Source organism: Nocardia sp. NPDC003693, from assembly GCF_053981095.1.
In genome coordinates, this window is record NZ_JBSFNO010000017.1 from 1 (window position 1) to 16,902 (window position 16,902).

The following is a 16,902-nucleotide window of genomic DNA, read 5'->3' on the forward strand; positions in this document are numbered from 1 at the left end:
AGTCCCATCTGCCAGACCAACATAGACCAAACCAGGATTGATTCTATAACGTGTTCTACATGACTGATCGGGATTACGACGTGGTGGTGGTCGACCGAGCATCAGCCCAAACGCTGCTTCAGGGCCTCGAACTCGTCGCGCACGCCCGAGGGCAGCTTGTCGCCGACGAACTCGAACCACTCCTCGATCATCGGGATCTCGCGCTTCCACTCCTCGGCGTTCACCACGAGCGCCTCCTCGACGTCGGCCGCGTTCACGTCCAGGCCCTCCAGCAGGAGGTTGGAGGCGTGCGGCACGGTGCCGATCGGGGTGGCCTCACCCTGGGCAGTGCCCTCGATGCGACCGACGATCCACTCCAGCACGCGGGAGTTCTCGCCGAATCCGGGCCACAGGAAGCGGCCGTCGTCGCCGCGGCGGAACCAGTTGACGTAGAAGATCTTCGGCAGCTTCTCCGCGTCGGCGTTCTTGCCCAGGTTCACCCAGTGGTTCATGTAGTCGCCCACGTGGTAGCCCAGGAACGGCAGCATCGCCATCGGGTCGCGGCGCACGGTGCCGACCTTGCCCTCGGCGGCGGCGGTCTGCTCCGACGACATGGTCGCGCCCATGAACACGCCGTGCTGCCAGTCGAAGGACTCGGTCACCAGCGGGACGGTGGTCTTGCGGCGGCCGCCGAACAGGATCGCCGAGATCGGCACGCCCTGCGGGTCGTCCCATTCGGGAGCCAGGGTGGGGCACTGCGACATCGGGGTGCAGTAGCGCGAGTTCGGGTGCGCGGCAAGCGTCTCCGACTCCCGCTCGTACCAGTCGTTGCCCTTCCAGTCGATGAGGTGATCGGGCTGGCCCTCGAGGCCCTCCCACCACACATCGCCGTCATCGGTGAGCGCCACGTTGGTGTAGACCGTGTTGCCCGCGTCGATGGTGGCCATCGCGTTCGGGTTGGAGGAGTGGTTGGTGCCCGGCGCGACGCCGAAGAAACCGAACTCCGGGTTGACCGCGTACAGGCGGCCGTCCTTGCCGAAACGCATCCACGCGATGTCGTCGCCGAGGGTCTCGGCGCGCCAGCCCGGGATGGTCGGCTGGATCATCGCGAGGTTGGTCTTGCCACAGGCCGACGGGAAGGCGGCGGCCACGTAGTAGTTCTTGTTCTCGGGCGAGATGAGCTTGAGGATGAGCATGTGCTCGGCCAGCCAGCCCTCGTCGTGCGCCATGGCCGAGGCGATGCGCAGCGAGTAGCACTTCTTGCCCAGCAGCGCGTTGCCGCCGTAACCCGAACCGTAGGACCAGATCTCGCGATCCTCGGGGAAGTGGGTGATGTACTTGGTGTCGTTGCACGGCCACGGCACGTCGGCCTGGCCCTCGGCCAGCGGGGCGCCCAGCGAGTGCAGCGCCTTCACGTAGGGGCGGTCGGTGCCGAGCTTGTCCAGCGCGGCGGAGCCGGCGCGGGTCATCACGCGCATGGAGACCACGACGTACTCGGAGTCGGTGAGTTCGACGCCCAGCTTCGGGTCGTCGGCGCCCAGCGGGCCCATGCAGAAGGGCACCACGTACATGGTGCGGCCCTTCATGGAACCGCGGTACAGCTCGGTCATGGTGGCGCGCATCTCGGCCGGGTCGACCCAGTTGTTGGTCGGGCCCGCGTCGGACTCGTTGCGCGAACAGATGTAGGTGCGAGATTCGACGCGCGCGACGTCGGAGGGATCGGAGAGGGCCAGGTACGAGTTCGGCTTCTTCTGCTCGTTCAGCTTCTTGAACGTGCCGGCCGCGACGAGCTGCTCGGAGAGCCGCACCGCCTCTTCCTCGGAGCCGTCCACCCAGACAACGCGATCGGGCTGGGTGAGTTCTGCGACCTCCTGTACCCAGGCAAGCAGTTCCTTGTGCTCGGTGGGCGCGGTGCCATCGTGAAGACCAGGAATGGTCGCTGAGGTCATGAAACAACTCTCCTGAGATAGGGGGCCCGGGGTGCTCGCGACACCGAGTGCCACCACTTGCGGCAAGGCGACCACCAGCGACTTGCCGATAGCCGTCCCGGCTGGACGGCGTACAAGGACCAAGCGGACGCCCAGGTTCCTGCCATAGAGGTTAACGCCATATATCGCGGCGTATGGAATCGGGTTGTCCAGTCGGTACCGGGTCGAAACCTCCGACCAGCGACTATGCGAATTCGAGTGCGGTCAGGTCACGTTCACACGCCGTCGATAAAGCGGGCCTACGCTGGGCCGCCTGCCGCAATCGGGCCTCCAATTCTCCTACCCTTCGGTCTGTTTCGATGAGCTGGGCCGTGCTCGATGTCACTACGTGCTCGGTGAGTCGTTCCTCGGCTTCCACCAGCGCGGTCGCGACCCGTTGTTCCAGCTGCGCTTTGACGTTGACCAGCACGTCGGCGGCCCATTGGCCGAGGTGCGCGCGGTCGGCGAGTTCGCGGCGCGCCCGCACGACCCAGGCGGCCACGGCGGCACCGAGGAACAGACTGACCGGCACAATCCCGTATTCCAGGGCCTCCCAGAGCGCCAGCGGGGCCATCATCAGCCGCCCGAGCCCGAACCCCGCGGAGGCGCCGAGCGCGATCATCAGATGATCTTCGACACCCCGGCAGCGCGGATCCGGGCCGGGGCCGACCCGGGGGCGCCGAACATCGCGTCGGACCCCGGGCGTGTCGGGGGCCGCGGCCGGTGTGTCCCCGGCGATTCCGACCGACCGCTCGACCAGATCCGCCAGCTCGGCCAACCGCACCCGCACCGCGCGGTCGATCTCGCGTGTGATCTTTTCCACTGCCGCCTGCAGCACCCCGGGATAGCCCGGCTGCCGCGCGCGGGGCAGCCGATCGATCTCGGCGCGCGCGGCGGTGTGGACGCCGCGCACCCGGACCCCGACCTCGTGCACCAGATCCACGCGCGCCAAATGCAATCGATTCCGCAGCATCGACATGGCGGGCCCGCGCCCGCCGTCCCCGATCGCCAGCAGGGCGGCACGCTCGGCACGCAGTGCCGCGACGTCCCCGCCGTCGCGCAACTTCGCGAGTTCGCTCCCGATGCGTTCCCGGGTCTGCTCCAGCACCCGGGCCCGGACGAGCGCTATCTGATCCGCCGCCGCGCCCGCGCCCGCCGCGGCCACCAGCCGGGCATGGAGAAGGCCGAGACCCGACCGATCCGCCAGCGCCGCATCCCCGTTCGCCCGCGCCAGCGCGGCCAGCCGCGCCGAGACCGGAACGATCTCGACCGCCGCGCCGGCCGCCAGGACCCGCGCGTCCCCGTCGAGAACCACCCGCCATTCCGCATGCGCGGCAAAACCCTCCAGCGCGAACACGATCCGTGTGCCCGCCGCCCGCAGCGCACGCACCGTACCGAGGGTCTCCCGCCCGACCGGCGCCCCCGCTTCCAGCACGACACACGCCACGGCCACCGGCCTGCCTTCGACCTCACCCGCTCCCCTGACCACCGATTCCCTCGGCTCCGAGTCGAATTCGCCCGTCCCCCACCCCCGCGCCCCGCCGTCCACCACCTCGACCCGCGGCACACACCGAGCCAGCTCGGCCCGCAACAACGCCGTGTCCCCCGCGTCCCGCCCCACCAACACGACTTCGTCCCCACCCCGCCCGCTCCCCATGGCCAGCAGCAGGGCCAGCCCGTGCGGGTTCCACCGCCCCACGACCCGCTCCACCCCCGGCTCGAGGATCGCGACCCGCCGCGGCGGCCCCGCGACCGGCTCGGCGAGCACGGCTTCCACGGGCTCCTCGGGCACGGTCCCGGCCGGTCCGCCCGACGCGGTCCCGACCGGTTGGCCGGGCACAGTCCAGACCGGGTCGCTGGGCACGACCTCCACCGGTTCGCCAGTCACGTGCCCGACCGGACTTCCAGCCATATCGCAAACAGGGTTTCCCAGCGCGGCCGCCGACTCGCCGGAAACATCGGCCTCGGATTCACTTGGCACAGCGGTCGACCCGTTCGGCACCGGAGCGACAACCGGATTCGGCACGCCGGGAGCCATGGGCGACATGCTCTCCACCGATGCCGCCGCCTCCCCGGGCGCTGTCACCGCACGCTCAATCCCCGCTTCCCCGGTCCCACCGGTGTCCGACCGCCCATTCCGCGGTTCCGGCAAGTCGAGCGTGCCGAACAGTTTCCTACCGCCCTGCCCCGCAACCCCGCTGCCGTCCGCACCCCCGCTCCGCCCAGCGCCGCCCAACATCCCTCCGGACCCGAGATCTCCCTCCACCCCCCGTCATTCGTCACCACCCCCACCCTCGTCTCTCCCCATCCCAACTTGGGTGCCTCGCCGAGACCCCGGACCACGCAGACCCTGCTGCACTCCATGAAGCACAGGGCATATGCGGGCCCGCCCGCAACCGGTCTTTCTGGTCAACACTTGGTCGGCGTTGCTGCGTTAATCACCGAGGGGCCGAGCCACCGCGGATCGTGACGATCGCGGGTCGAGGCGGGGCTCACTGGCGAAGGACCTTGGGTCGTGGGCAGCGCGGTCAGTCGGGGAACTCCGGGAGCGGGTGGGGGCGGGCGGCCGCCTCGGCGAGGCGGGTCGCGGCGGCGGCGTAGCGGGTGTGGAGCTCCTCGTGGAGGGGGTCTATGCCGCTGGCGGAGTGGAGGATCTGGAGGAGGGGGCGGGGAGCGAGGGTGGGGGCGTGGTTCAGGGCGGTCAGGGCGCAGGCCACGCCGTAGAGGGTCCAGCGGTCCAGGAGGGTGTGGCGGGCGGGGGTGTCCAGGGCCACGGACGGGTCGGTGAAGAGCTCGGGGAGCAGGGTGAAGGCGGGGGTCTCGCGGTGGCGGTGGCGGTGCAGGGTGTGCAGGTCGGCGGGAGTGAAAGTGCCGGTGCGGGTGCGGGCCGCCAGGGTCGACACCACGGGGAAAGTGGGGTGGCCCAGGGTGCGGGTGAGGCGGTCGGCCACGGCGGCCGCGTCCGGCCAGCGGGCGCCGACCGCGTCGGCCTTGTTCAGGACCACGAGGACGCGGCCCGGGGGCAGGGCGGCGAGCAGGCGGCGGTCGGCGGAATTCGCAGCGCCGGGCAGGACGTAGAGGACTAGATCGGCATCCAGGACCGGGTCGGTGCGGCCGGGAGCGTCCAGCGGCGCGGTCTCCTCGGCCGACAGCAGGGACAGCGCGTCCCGCAGGGTGGATTTACCGGCGCGGGCGCGGCCGGTGATCTGAATGCGCGGGGACGGCCCGTGCGACACGCGGGCAGCCTAGCCCGGACCCGCTCGCACAGGCGGACATTCGACGTCCACTGACCGAAATGCCGCCTTCAACAGGACAAACCGACTCATACCCCTCCGGGTCCAACTGTGCGACAGCGCATTTCACCGACACCGCTCTTCACACACACCGCCGAACCACCTACTGTTTCGATCCGGTCGGCGGGCACCGCCGGCAGGTCCCCCGAGCCCATGGGCCGGGACTCAGCCAGGAAGGTCGCCAGCACCCGTGACCAAGCACCACGCCGACGGCGTCGCCGCCCCGCCGGCCCGCTCGGATTCCCCTGCCGGACAACCCGATCCGTCGGCGCCCCACCCCGACGCGAACCTCACCGCCGCCGCCGGCCGCCGCGCCGCGGGCGCCGCCCGCCCGGTCCCGCCCAGCCGCGACCCCTTCTTCCACACCCCCGCCGGCCTGGCCATGCAGCCGCCGGGCACCATTCTGCGCACCCGCCCGGTCGAACTCGCACTGCTCGGCGTCATCCCCCAGCAGGTGACGGCCTGGCAATTGCTGTACCGCAGCAACGATTTACACGGACGCCCCGAGGTCGCGGTCACCACCGTCCTCCTGCCCAAGGGCGCGGACCCCGGCGCCGACCGCCCGCTGCTGGCCTTCCAGTCCGCCCAGGACGCGGTGACCGATCGCTGCGCCCCGTCCTACGCCCTGCGCCGCGGCGCGCTCTCGCCCGGTTCGGTCACCCAGTGGGAGTGGATGCTGGTCGCCAACGCGCTGCGCCGCGGCTGGGCGGTCACCATCGCCGATCACGAGGGCCCCAAGGGCGGCTTCGGCGTGGCCCGCGAACCCGGCTACCGCACCCTCGACGGCATCCGCGCGGCCCTGCGTTTCGCACCGCTCGGCCTGCGCCCGGAGACCCGGATCGGGGTGTGGGGCTATTCGGGCGGCGGCATGGCGAGTTCGTGGACCGTGGAGATGGCCCCCGAGTACGCCCCCGAACTCGATATCGCCGGCGCCGTGCTCGGCGCGCCCGTCGGCGATCCCGCCGCGGTCTTCCTGCGCCTGGACGGCGGCCTGTACGCCGGTTTCCCCGCGATCGTCATCGCCGCGCTGCAGCAGGTCTACCCGGTCCTGGCCGACGTGGTCCGCAAGGACTTCACCCCCGCGGGTCACCGCCTGCTGCACCGGGTCGAGCAGCTCGGCCCGATCGCCGCCCTGCCGCTGCTGGTCGGCTGCCGCCTGGAGGACTACCTGCGCCGGCCGCTGGCGGAGATCCTGCCCGAGCTCGAGGACATGTTCGCCGATATTCGCCTGGGCAACACCGCCCCGGCCTGCCCCGTGCTGGTCGTGCACCCGGTGCGGGATCAGGTGATCCACGTCTCGGGCGTCGATGCCCAGGTCGAGCGCTACCGGGCCAACGGCGCCGAGGTCTGGTACCTGCGCGATCGGCTGAGCGAACATTTCTCGCTGCTGCCGCTGGCGACGCCGCTGACCCTGGATTGGCTGGCCGATCGGCTCGCGGGCAAAACTCTCACCGAACCCACAACCGAGACCGTCTGGTCGGTAGCGCTGCCGCCCGCCCGCTGGCGGGGACTGCTGGAATTGGCAACCACCGCAATGCGAGTCACGCTGGGACTGTCGCTCACACAGCAGTCGCCGCAGGTCGCCGCCGAGGCGCCGGGCCTGGCGGCCTGACGGTCGATCCGCTCCCCAACACGTAGTCGATTGCTGCGGTAACTACTCAATACTGGACAATGGACGCCGTGAACGACGCCGCGAACCACACTGCCGAGTCAGTCCCCGGGCCGCGGTCCGCCGACCACGCGGATGCGGGTGCGCCCGCCGGCGCGGGTGTGGATCGTCCCCGCGACAATCGCCTCTACCCCCGGGTAACCAGCTTCCGGTCGCGCCGGGGCGCGCTGACCCAGCCGCAGCAGCAGTCCTGGGAGCGCATGTGGCCGTCCATCGGCCGCGAGGTGTCCCAGGACAAGCTCGACGCCGACGCGTGGTTCGGCCGCAGCGCCCCGCTGATCATCGAAATCGGCTGTGGCACCGGCACCGCCACCGCGGCGATGGCGCAGGCCGAGCCGCAGTTCAATCTGATCGGCGTCGAGGTCTACCGCCCGGGTCTGGCACAGCTGGTGCAGCGCATCGAGCGCGAGTCCATCGACAACATCCGGCTGCTGCGCGGTGACGCGGTCTCGGTTCTCGAGCACATGATTGCTCCGGAGTCGCTGACAGGTGTCCGAGTGTTCTTTCCGGACCCGTGGCCGAAGGCGCGGCACCACAAGCGCCGGCTGCTGCAGCCCACGACGCTGACCTTGATCGCCAGTCGGCTGCGTCCGGGCGGCGTGTTGCACGTCGCGACCGATCACGCGGATTACGCGGAACACATTGCGGAAGTGGGCGCGGGAGAATCGCAGCTCATCGGCATGAATGAGACCACGGGTGGGGACCCCGCGCAGTATCTTGAAAACGCACCGATCGGTTTCGAACGCCCGATTACGAAGTTCGAGGGCAAAGGACTCCGCGCGGGTAGCGCTATCAACGAGTTCATCTGGGGGAAGATCGAATCATGAGCGTCAGTGAGATGGCCCCGGAGGTCGCGGATGTTGCCGGAATAATGCACGGCGCAGGGTCGTCGGAACTAACCGGCAACACGAGCCTCTCGGGCACCACATCGGACGTGCGCCGGGTTCTCCTCGTGTGGGACGCCCCCAATTTGGATATGGGCCTGGGCGCCATTCTCGGTGGCCGCCCGACCGCCGCCTATCGCCCGCGTTTCGACGCGCTGGGCCGCTGGCTGCTCGCCCGGACCGCCGAACTCTCGGTCGGCAGTCGCACCCGCGTCGAACCCGAAGCCACCGTTTTCACCAATATCGCCCCCGGCACCGCCGATGTCGTGCGCCCCTGGGTGGAGGCGCTTCGCAATGTCGGCTACGCAGTCTTCGCAAAACCCAAAATCGATGAAGATTCCGACGTGGACAGCGATATGCTCGCCCACATCGAGCTACGCCGCCGCGGCGCCGGGCTGGCCGGAATCATGGTCGCCTCCGCCGATGGCCAGGCATTCCGCGCACCGCTCGAGGAAATAGCCGCCAGCGGCGTTCCTGTCCAGGTGCTGGGATTCCGCGAGCACGCGAGTTGGGCGGTCACGTCGGATATTCTCGAGTTCATCGATCTCGAGGACATCCCGGGCGTGTTCCGTGAACCGCTGCCCAGGGTCAGTCTCGAGTCGCTGCCCGACGAGGGAGCATGGCTGCAGCCGTTCCGGCCGCTGTCAGCGCTGCTCACCTCCCGCCCCGCTCAAGGAGTCGCTTAGTGTTCACCCGCTGGGGCGACCTGGTCTACAAACTGCGCTACACGGTTCTGGGCTTGTCGATCGCCGGGTTTCTCGCGCTCGGTGCCTTCGGGCTCGGGGTAGAGAGCCATCTCAGCTCCAGCGGCTGGTTCAACCCGCATTCCGAGTCGACCAAGGCGGCGGTCCTGCAGGACCAGACCTACGGTCGCGACCACAACAGCGACATCGTGCTGCTGTTCACCGCGCCCGAGGGCAAGACGATCGACGATCCGGAATGGAGCGCGAAGGTCGTCGAGGCCCTCAACCGGCTGCCCGAGGAGTACCCCGAGATCTCCAAGGTCAACGGGTCGTACTGGCGCACGACCACGGGCGAGTACTCGCCGAGCTTCTTCGGCTCCAAGGACAAGCAGCACGCGTTCGCCACCCTCGCGCTGGCGGGCAACAACGACAACGACATGCTGCGCAGCTACGACGCGGTGCAGAACGCCTTCGACATTCCCGGCGTCACGGTCGAGGTCGCGGGCATGCAGCCCATCGCGTTCACGCTGAACGACACCATCTCCAGCGACGTCAAGCGCATGGAGATGCTGGCGCTGCCCGCCGTCGCCGTGCTGCTGTTCCTCATCTTCGGCGGCATCGTGGCCGCCTCGCTGCCGCTGATCATCGGCGGCCTCACGATCATCGCCTCCAACGGCATCATCATGGGCCTGACCAAGTTCACCGAGGTGAACTCGTTCGTCATGGCCGTCGTCTCGATGATCGGCCTGGGCCTGGCGATCGACTACGGCCTGTTCATCGTGAGCCGTTTCCGCGAGGAGCTGGCCGAGGGGTACGACACCAAGGCCGCCGTGCGGCGCTCGGTGCAGACCGCGGGCCGGACGGTGTCCTCCTCCGCGACGATGATCATCGCCGCCAGCGCGGGCATGCTGCTGTTCCCGCAGGGCTTCCTCAAGTCCGTCGCCTACGGCACCATCGCCGCGGTGCTGCTGGCCATGGTCTCCGCGCTCACCGTGCTGCCCGCGATCCTGGGCATCCTCGGCCCGCGCGTGGATGCCCTGGGCCTCAAGTGGATTCGCAAGACCAAGACCGCCGAAGAGGTCGAGAACGGCCTGTGGGGCCGGCAGACCGCGTGGGTCATGAAGCACCCGCTCAAGGTCGCGATTCCGCTGACCATCGTGCTGCTGCTGCTCATCATCCCGGTCAAGAATCTGCAATTCGGCGGTATCAGCGAGACCTACCTGCCGCCGGACAACAAAGTCCGCATGGCGCAGGAGCATTTCGACGAGATCTTCCCGCTGCGTAAATCGGATCCGGTGCAGCTGGTCATCGTCACCGATAATTCGCGCGATATCGGCGCGATTCTCACCCAGGCGAATCAGGCGCCCGGACTGGTGAAGAACTCCCAGTTCGGCATTCCGGCGAAACCGCCGAACGGCTCGAATGTCTGGAAGACCGAAGCGACCGTTCTGACCCCGGATCATCCCGAGGAGACCGTGGATTATCTGCGGGCCATGGAGGTGCCGGCGGGCGCGGAGGTGATGGTCACCGGTCAACCGGTCATGATGATGGACAGCATCAACTCGCTGCTCGACATCATGCCGATCATGATCGCGCTGGTGCTGCTGATCACCACGATCCTGATGTTCCTGACGTTCGGATCGCTGGTGCTCCCGCTCAAGGCCGCGCTCATGAGCGCGCTCGGATTGGGTTCCACGCTCGGCATTCTGACGTGGATCTTCATCGACGGGCACGGCGCGGGGCTGCTGAACTTCACCCCGCAACCGATCATGTCGCCGATCCTGGTGTTGATCATCGCGATCATCTACGGCCTGTCGATCGACTACGAGGTATTCCTGCTGTCCCGCATGGTCGAAGCGCGGGCGCAGGGCGCGAGCACCACCGAGGCGGTGCGCATAGGCACCGCGCAGACCGGCCGCATCATCACCGCCGCCGCGCTCATCCTGCTGGTGGTGACGGGCGCGTTCGCCTTCTCCGAACTGGTGATGATGCAGTACATCGCCTACGGCATGGTGTCTGCGCTGATCATCGACGCGACGGTGCTGCGCATGCTGCTGGTGCCGGCCACCATGAAGCTGCTCGGCGACGACTGCTGGTGGGCTCCGGCCTGGATGAAGAAGGTGCAGGAGAAGATCGGGCTCGGTGAGCCGATCCTCGACGACGAGCGGCCCGGCGGCGGCGAAGTGGTGGACCTGGTCAAGACCACGCCCATCACCGACCCGGTGACCATGCAGATGCCCGCGCTGACCGACAGCCAGGCGATTCCGCGTATCCGGCGGCCCAAGCCCGCGCGCATGATCGACATCGACGTGGACGGCAACGCGCCGACCCAGCAGATCACCGACTCGAAGCCGGCCGGACCCGCCGCGCCCGGCGGCGCACCGGGAGCGGCGCCCAAGTCGCTCGGCACCCCGCCCGAGGCGGCCAATGGTGTTCCCGCACAACCGGGCAACGGCGTTCCGGCGCAGCCGGGCAACGGTGTTCCCGCGGACCGGCCCGCCGGCGGCGCGTTCCCCCGGACCCCCGGGCACGGCGTCACCCCGCGCACGGTCGACCGGCCCGGTCGCGAGACGCCCGAGTCCGATACCGCCCGGAACCGGGACGGCGCCTTCGCGCAGCCGCCCAAGCCGGCGCCGCTCGCGAACCCGGCGATTCCGGCTGTCTCCCAGTCGGATTCGGCGCCCGCGAAGCATCCGATCGGCGCGGAGCGGGTGCTGCCGCCGCCCGGGAGCAACATCGCGCCGCATCCGGCGACCCGTGCGCAGCTGTATCAGCCCGGCGGTGACGCGGGCGAGACCGCGAACGCCGGTGCGGAGCAACCGCATCCGACGCATCACTCGCTCGAGGATCAGCCCGCCGGGGACGGTCGCAGCAGTATCGAGCAGTGGATGTCGGACCTGCGTTCGGCCCGGCGCCCGGCCGAGGATCTGGACGACGAGGGCAAGCACCGGGGCGGAGAGGGCCGCACCGTCAGCGTGAACGAATTACTGCGCCGGCAGAACCGGGACTGATCCCGGAAGCACCGACGCTCGGAACACAACGAAGCCCGGCCGTATCGCACGGCCGGGCTTCGTCGTTCGGATCACGCTCCGGATCACGGTGTGGTCGGGCCCGCCTGCGTCGATTCGGCGAACGCCCGGGCGTAGCGCGTGCCCGCCAGCAGCAGGAGCACGCCGACCACCAGGAACGCGCCCGCGCGGACCAGGCCGTCCAGGGTGGCCAGGTCGAACAGGAACAGCTTGGCCAGCGAGGCGGCGGTGACCAGCAGACCGGCCGCGAGCGCCACCTTGGCCGCCTGCGGGGTGCGGGTGAGCCGGCGCAGACCGTAGAGCAGCGCGGTGGTGGCGGCCGCCATCCAGATGACGGTGGCGATGCCGTGCCCGGCGCGGAAGCCGTCGGGGCTGCCGGTGGCGATGCCGATCGAGACGGTCAGCGCGGTCACCGCGTACAGGGCCGCGATGCCGCCCACCACGCCGAGCGCGCTGGCGTCGCTCTCGGTGGCGGCGAGGCCGAGCCTGCGGGCGCACCAGAACGCGGTGGCGAGGACGGCGAGCGCGGCGACGGCGGCCAGGGCGGTCGAGATGCCCAGGTACCGTTCGGCTTCGGCCTGTTCGGCCAGGGTGGACGGGTTGGCCCGCTCCAGGAAGACCAGGGTGCCGGCAACCCCGAAGGCCGCGCCGAGACCGGTCGTCAGTCGCGAGCGCTGCTGCCCGGCCACCGCGAGGAAGCCCAGGGCCGCGAGGAAGAGCGCGATCGGGAGCGTCTGCACCCGGGTCGCCCCGACGCACGCCTCGAGCAGGGCGCAGGCGCCCGCCACGGCCGCGACCGCCGCGAGGTGGCCCGGAACACGCACGCGCTCGGACAGTTTCGAGATCCACGGCAGGGCGGCGACGAGCAGCAGCACGGCCGCGAAGACGGCGGACACGAGTACCGAGGTGCGGCGCTCGAACATGACGGGCGCGGCCAGCAGCGGCACGGTGGCCGCGGCGAAGGTCAGGCTCGCGGTCAGGTCACCGGCGCGTGCGCGCACCGAGACCAGCGCACCGGCCAGGCCGATGACGGCCACCGCGACGGCGGCGGCGAGGATCTCGTAGCGCTGCCCGCGCGCGGCGTCGCCCAGCGCGGCGGCGGCCACGGCGAAGAAGACGGCCAGCGCCGCGGGCAGGGTGCGCACGAGGTGCAGCCACGGCCAATCCCGCACCACCTGTACGGGAACCGCGGCGAGCTGCAGCACGATCAGGAAGACCAGCAGCGCGATTCCGGTGGCGACGGCGGGCGACAGCAGCGCGGCGCCCAGCACCACCAGCACCGCCAGAGCCTGTGCGCGCCACCGCATCGCGAGTGCCACGCCACCGGCCGCGATACCCAGCGCGACGCCGTAGCCGATGATCGGATGCAGCCACCCGTACACGGTGGTCACCGCGACGACGGTCAGGTATCCCCCGGCGATACCCGTGGCCGCCAGCGCGACCGCCCCCACCTGCCCGCCGGCCCGGCCGTGCACCCGCCCGGCTATACCCACCAGCGCCGCCGAGAACAGCGCCCCGGCAACGACTCTCGGCACCGGCCCGAAGATTCCGGCCTGCGCCGCCAGCACCAGCAGCATCACGACGCCGATGAGTGTGACGCCAACGCCCGCCACCGCGAGCACCCGGCTGACGACCCCCTCCCGCTGCCACCACGGCGTCCGCGCCGGCCGCTGTGCGCGACGCTGTGGCGCGACGGGCGGCATGGCCCCGTACACCGGCTGCCCCGCCGGTCCGACCCGAGGCGGCGGCCCGCCCATCCACCCGGCCCGGGTCTGCCCGGGCGCCAAGGGAACTCCCGCGTAGCGCGGCGGCACGGGCGCACCCTGATACGGCGGTGGGGGTAGCAGTCCCCCGGCCGGCGGTACCGGCGCGGCCGGCGGGGTCTGCCATCCGGGCGCACCGGTGGTTGGAGCACCGGTCCGATCAGGTTCGGCCGCAGAGGTTTCCGACGCTCGACGCTCGAACGCCGCTGCGGCAGATGCGGCTTCGGTCGCCGGTACGGAGTCCACCGGACCGGTAGCGTCGGCCGGTACGGGCCGCGCCCACTCACCGGGCGGCGGCACGACGCCGCCCGCCACCGAGGGCATCGGGGCGGGCGGTGTGGCGGGATTCGGCGGCTGCGACGGGAACGCGCCCATCGCAGCGGCGCCCTGGGCGGTCGGCCCGCTCCGCTCGGCGACGAGCTGCCCGCGCAGGACCTCGAGGTCCCGGCCGAGCGTGCTCATGTGGTCGCTGAGCGAGGTGAATTCGGTCGACAGCCGTGCGATCAAGCGGGGATCGATGGCGGTGTTCATGCCCTAAAGCCTCGCGACCGGCGCCTTCTCTCACATGAGTAGAAACCCGCGAGATATGACCGATTCCTACCTCGGTTACCCAGGACAGCCGTCCGATTTTGATATCATCTGGTCGGACAGACGATATCTTTTGGAGGTGACCATGTCGCGGACCGTACTCGATGTCGATGATGATCTGCTGGCTCAGGCAGCCGAAATCCTCGGCACCTCCAAGAAGGTGACAACTGTGAACGCCGCGCTGGCGGATGTTGTGCGCAGACGCCAGCGCGAAGATTTCGCGAACTGGGTCAAAGCGGGCGGGATGTCCGAGAGTGCCGGCGACGTCCCCGCTGCCGATGGCCGGTAAGTCGTACCTGGTAGACAAATCGGCGCTGGCACGGTGGAACCAACCCGTTGTAGCGACCGTCCTCGATGATCTGTCGAACCGCGGACTGCTCGCAATCTGCGGTGCCGTCGAGTACGAGGTGCTGTACAGCGTTCGCCGTGCCGGTGAGCTGGAGAAGGTCCGGCAGACGCTGCGAGGCTTCGACTGGCTGCCCACCTCGGACGAGATCTGGGATCGGGTGAACGAAGTTCAGATTCAACTCATCCGAGGCGGCAACCATCGCGCGGTCTCGCTACCCGACCTCGTGGTCGCCGCGGTCGCAGAGCGCAACCGGCACACGGTTCTGCACTACGACGCCGATTTCGACATGATCGCGAAAGTCACCGGGCAGCCGACCCGCTGGGTGGTCGGGGCCGGTCAGGCGGACTGAGACGCCGCGCGGGTGAGGGTCGCGCGGACCTCGGCCACCACGCGGGTGGGGGCCTCGAGCATCGGGACGTGGCCTACGCCGGTCAGGGGGCGGATGTCTAGGGCCGGGGTCGTGGGGAGGTCGGGGTAGAGGTGGGCGGGGAGGATCCGGTCGTGCTGGGGGAGCAGGATCGTGGTGGGGGTCTCCAGGGTCGATAGGGTGGTGAAACCCTTGGGGAGCAACGGATCCTGGGTCAGATCCGTTGTTATCGTGCAGTGGGTCACGGCGGCGGCCATCGCCTTGGCGAGCTGGTTGGGTACTGCGGCGGGGCGGTGGGCCAGCAGCGGGAGCAGCAGGCTGCGGAGCATCGTGGGCATGGTGGCGGGGCGATCGGTGGAGATGCCGACCACGGGGCCGAAGATCAGGAACTTGCGCAGCAGGGCGTCGGCGGCCTGCGGGGTGCGCCACAGCCCGGCGGGTGCGATGGCGGTGACCGATCGGGCCCGGCCGCGCGCCGCCAGTTCCAGGGCGAGCCAGCCGCCGAGCGAGTTGCCGACGATATGCGCTGTGGGCCAGCCCACTTCGTCGAGCAGGGCCTCGGCGAAGTCGGCGAGCGCGCCGACGGTGGCCGGCCGCTCGGGTTCGGGACCGCCGAAGTGCCCGGGCAGGGTGGGCGCCAGGACGTCGTGATCGGCGGCCAGGTCGTCGATGACCGGAATCCAGGACTGCCAGGTCAGCAGCACCCCGTGCAACAGCAGCAGGGGTTCGCCGCGGCCGGTGCGCACCAGTGGTTTCGGAATCGCGCCCGCCGCCCCGCCTTCGACCATGCGCGTGAGGATACCCGCCGGAACCGCCTGCCGCCGCAGCCCATTCGGGCCCCGGGCGTCAGGCTCCGCTCAGGAAACGCTTCCAGTTCGTGCCGAAGGGATGCTTGGCGGTGATCGAGCCGAAGCGCAGGTCACCGAGCACGACCAGGTGCAGCGGGCCCATGGGCGGCCCGGTGCGCACCTTGTTGTTGGCCGAGGAACCGACCAGGTCGACGCCGTTCACGTCGACGGTCGCCTCGCCCGGCACGACGAGTTCGATCGAGCTGAAGTACCCGGTGAGCCGAATCTCCACGACCTGCGTGGACATGATGGCCTGGGTGAAATCGAGGGTGACACTGCCCATGAAGCTCTCCACCGTCAGCGCCGGCGGCACCTGCCAGGGCCCCTTACGGGTGATGCCGGACATGCGCGCCCGAATCACGGTGCCGGACACCGGCGTCCGCGGGTTGGCGAATTGCGCTGCGGCGGTGGCGAATCCGGTGGCGAACTGCGCGCGCCCGCCGGTGAACGGCCGGGGCGCGGAGTGGACGCGCGCGTTCGGGTAGTGCGGCGGCGCCTGTCCGGGCTGCCCGGCCAGCCGGATACCGGGCAGGTCGACCAGCACGGCGTTGAGCTCGCCGCGCGTCTTGGCCGCCAGCGCGGTGTCCATGCGCTCGGTGAATTCCCCGAGGGACAGCATGCCCAGGCCCACCGCGCGCTGCAGCAACGTTCCGACGTGTTCGCGTTCGGCATCCCCCACGCGCAGGTCGCGATCGCCGATCACGCCCGTCTCGATGCCGGATTCAGGGCCACCCATGCCTTCGAGGCTAGCCAGCGCGGGGGTGTTCGCGCATCAGGGCAATCCCTGAATCCCGCCCCCACGCCCGGATACCGCGGCCGCTATTCCAGCCCCTGCTCGATCGCGTATCGCGTCAGTTCCACCCGGTTGCCGAGCTGGAGTTTGCGCAGCGTGGATTGCACGTGGTTCTCCACGGTCCGGTGACTCAGGCTCAGACGGGTCGCGATCTGCCGGGCCGAGAGGCCCTTGGCGACCATGCGCAGCACCTCGGTCTCGCGGTCGGTGAGCGCGGGCCGGTGCGGTTCGTCCCGGTCGGCCGGGCTGTTGGCGATGCGCCGGAATTCCCCGAGCACGAGGCCGGCCAGGCCCGGGGTGAACACGGCCTGCCCCGCGGCGGTGGCCCGCACGGCGTCGGTGAGTTCGGTGGCCGAGGCGCTCTTGACCAGGTAACCGATGGCCCCGGCCTTGATGGCGTCGAGGACGTCGTCGCGTTCGGCCGAGGCCGAGAGCACCAGCACGTGGGTGCGCGGGGACACGCGCAGCACCTCACCCGTGGCGTCCGCGCCGTTGCCGTCGGGCAGTTGCATGTCCATGAGGACGACGGCGGGCTGGACCGCGGCGGCCCGCCGCGCGGCGGACGCGACGCCGTCGGCGGTGGCCACCACCTCGAATCCGGCCTCGGCGAGGTCGCGGGCGACGCCGTCGCGCCAGATCGGATGGTCGTCGACCACCATGACCGTGATCGGCCCTGCTTGTTCGGACATG

The 16,902-nt window shown here is 70.1% G+C and carries 13 protein-coding genes; 6 read left to right on the forward strand and 7 right to left on the reverse strand.

Annotated features, from left to right (window positions below; all coding sequences use genetic code 11):
* Positions 1 to 101: 101 nt before the first annotated feature.
* From ACWDOP_RS19765 to ACWDOP_RS19775, 3 genes are all read right to left on the reverse strand, one after another.
* A complete protein-coding gene (locus tag ACWDOP_RS19765) occupies positions 102 to 1,928 on the reverse strand; it encodes a phosphoenolpyruvate carboxykinase (GTP) (protein WP_456346257.1) in 1,827 nt (608 codons plus the stop codon).
* A 223-nt stretch (positions 1,929 to 2,151) separates the two neighbouring features.
* Positions 2,152 to 3,834, reverse strand: coding sequence for a hypothetical protein (locus tag ACWDOP_RS19770; RefSeq protein WP_456346258.1), 1,683 nt, complete (start codon positions 3,832 to 3,834; stop codon positions 2,152 to 2,154).
* Positions 3,835 to 4,474: 640 nt separating this feature from the next.
* Positions 4,475 to 5,182, reverse strand: a complete 708-nt coding sequence (locus ACWDOP_RS19775) for a hypothetical protein (protein WP_456346259.1) — start codon at positions 5,180 to 5,182, stop codon at positions 4,475 to 4,477.
* 247 nt (positions 5,183 to 5,429) lie between these two features.
* Here ACWDOP_RS19775 and ACWDOP_RS19780 point away from each other — a divergent pair, with 247 nt between their 5' ends.
* The 4 genes from ACWDOP_RS19780 to ACWDOP_RS19795 are packed head-to-tail and all read left to right on the forward strand — an operon-like array spanning position 5,430 to position 11,486.
* Positions 5,430 to 6,851 carry a lipase family protein gene (locus ACWDOP_RS19780; protein WP_454201005.1) on the forward strand — a complete coding sequence of 474 codons (1,422 nt, stop codon included), beginning with the start codon at positions 5,430 to 5,432 and terminating at the stop codon, positions 6,849 to 6,851.
* A gap of 59 nt (positions 6,852 to 6,910) precedes the next feature.
* Positions 6,911 to 7,735: a tRNA (guanosine(46)-N7)-methyltransferase TrmB gene (gene trmB, locus ACWDOP_RS19785; RefSeq protein ID WP_454201004.1), complete on the forward strand. Its 825-nt coding sequence runs from the start codon at positions 6,911 to 6,913 to the stop codon at positions 7,733 to 7,735.
* A complete protein-coding gene (locus tag ACWDOP_RS19790) occupies positions 7,732 to 8,478 on the forward strand; it encodes an NYN domain-containing protein (protein WP_454201003.1) in 747 nt (248 codons plus the stop codon). The genes trmB and ACWDOP_RS19790 overlap by 4 nt, the downstream gene beginning before the upstream one ends.
* Positions 8,478 to 11,486, forward strand: a complete 3,009-nt coding sequence (locus ACWDOP_RS19795; RefSeq protein WP_456346260.1) for an MMPL family transporter — start codon at positions 8,478 to 8,480, stop codon at positions 11,484 to 11,486. The genes ACWDOP_RS19790 and ACWDOP_RS19795 overlap by 1 nt, the downstream gene beginning before the upstream one ends.
* Before the next feature lie 83 nt (positions 11,487 to 11,569).
* Here the strand turns inward: ACWDOP_RS19795 and ACWDOP_RS19800 are convergent, their stop codons facing one another.
* A complete protein-coding gene (locus ACWDOP_RS19800) occupies positions 11,570 to 13,798 on the reverse strand; it encodes a DUF2339 domain-containing protein (RefSeq protein WP_456346261.1) in 2,229 nt (742 codons plus the stop codon).
* A 55-nt stretch (positions 13,799 to 13,853) separates the two neighbouring features.
* Here ACWDOP_RS19800 and ACWDOP_RS19805 point away from each other — a divergent pair, with 55 nt between their 5' ends.
* Together ACWDOP_RS19805 and ACWDOP_RS19810 are read left to right on the forward strand one after the other, a co-directional pair.
* Positions 13,854 to 14,144 carry a type II toxin-antitoxin system VapB family antitoxin gene (locus ACWDOP_RS19805; RefSeq protein WP_456346262.1) on the forward strand — a complete coding sequence of 97 codons (291 nt, stop codon included), beginning with the start codon at positions 13,854 to 13,856 and terminating at the stop codon, positions 14,142 to 14,144.
* On the forward strand, positions 14,110 to 14,553 hold the full coding sequence (locus tag ACWDOP_RS19810; protein ID WP_456346263.1) for a PIN domain-containing protein: 444 nt from the start codon (positions 14,110 to 14,112) through the stop codon (positions 14,551 to 14,553). Before ACWDOP_RS19805 ends, ACWDOP_RS19810 begins: the two co-directional genes overlap by 35 nt.
* Here the strand turns inward: ACWDOP_RS19810 and ACWDOP_RS19815 are convergent.
* The 3 genes from ACWDOP_RS19815 to ACWDOP_RS19825 all read right to left on the reverse strand — a co-directional run bounded on the left by ACWDOP_RS19815 (position 14,541) and on the right by ACWDOP_RS19825 (position 16,901).
* Positions 14,541 to 15,359 (reverse strand): alpha/beta fold hydrolase, encoded by an 819-nt coding sequence (locus ACWDOP_RS19815; protein ID WP_456346264.1) that lies wholly within the window; start codon positions 15,357 to 15,359, stop codon positions 14,541 to 14,543. The genes ACWDOP_RS19810 and ACWDOP_RS19815 overlap by 13 nt on opposite strands.
* 58 nt (positions 15,360 to 15,417) lie before the next feature.
* Positions 15,418 to 16,119: a DUF1707 SHOCT-like domain-containing protein gene (locus ACWDOP_RS19820; RefSeq protein WP_456346350.1), complete on the reverse strand. Its 702-nt coding sequence runs from the start codon at positions 16,117 to 16,119 to the stop codon at positions 15,418 to 15,420.
* Positions 16,120 to 16,238: 119 nt separating this feature from the next.
* Complete coding sequence (locus tag ACWDOP_RS19825) at positions 16,239 to 16,901, reverse strand: response regulator (protein ID WP_456346265.1); 663 nt, start codon at positions 16,899 to 16,901, stop codon at positions 16,239 to 16,241.
* Position 16,902: the final 1 nt, after the last annotated feature.

Excerpts from the sequence above, each read along its gene's own strand:
- ACWDOP_RS19815 (WP_456346264.1), bottom strand. The coding sequence starts at position 15,359 with ATGGTCGAAGGCGGGGCGGCGGGCGCGATTCCGAAACCACTGGTGCGC.
- ACWDOP_RS19805 (WP_456346262.1), top strand. The coding sequence starts at position 13,854 with ATGACCGATTCCTACCTCGGTTACCCAGGACAGCCGTCCGATTTTGAT.
- ACWDOP_RS19825 (WP_456346265.1), bottom strand. The coding sequence starts at position 16,901 with ATGTCCGAACAAGCAGGGCCGATCACGGTCATGGTGGTCGACGACCAT.
- ACWDOP_RS19800 (WP_456346261.1), bottom strand. The coding sequence starts at position 13,798 with ATGAACACCGCCATCGATCCCCGCTTGATCGCACGGCTGTCGACCGAA.
- trmB (WP_454201004.1), top strand. The coding sequence starts at position 6,911 with ATGGACGCCGTGAACGACGCCGCGAACCACACTGCCGAGTCAGTCCCC.
- ACWDOP_RS19765 (WP_456346257.1), bottom strand. The coding sequence starts at position 1,928 with ATGACCTCAGCGACCATTCCTGGTCTTCACGATGGCACCGCGCCCACC.
- ACWDOP_RS19790 (WP_454201003.1), top strand. The coding sequence starts at position 7,732 with ATGAGCGTCAGTGAGATGGCCCCGGAGGTCGCGGATGTTGCCGGAATA.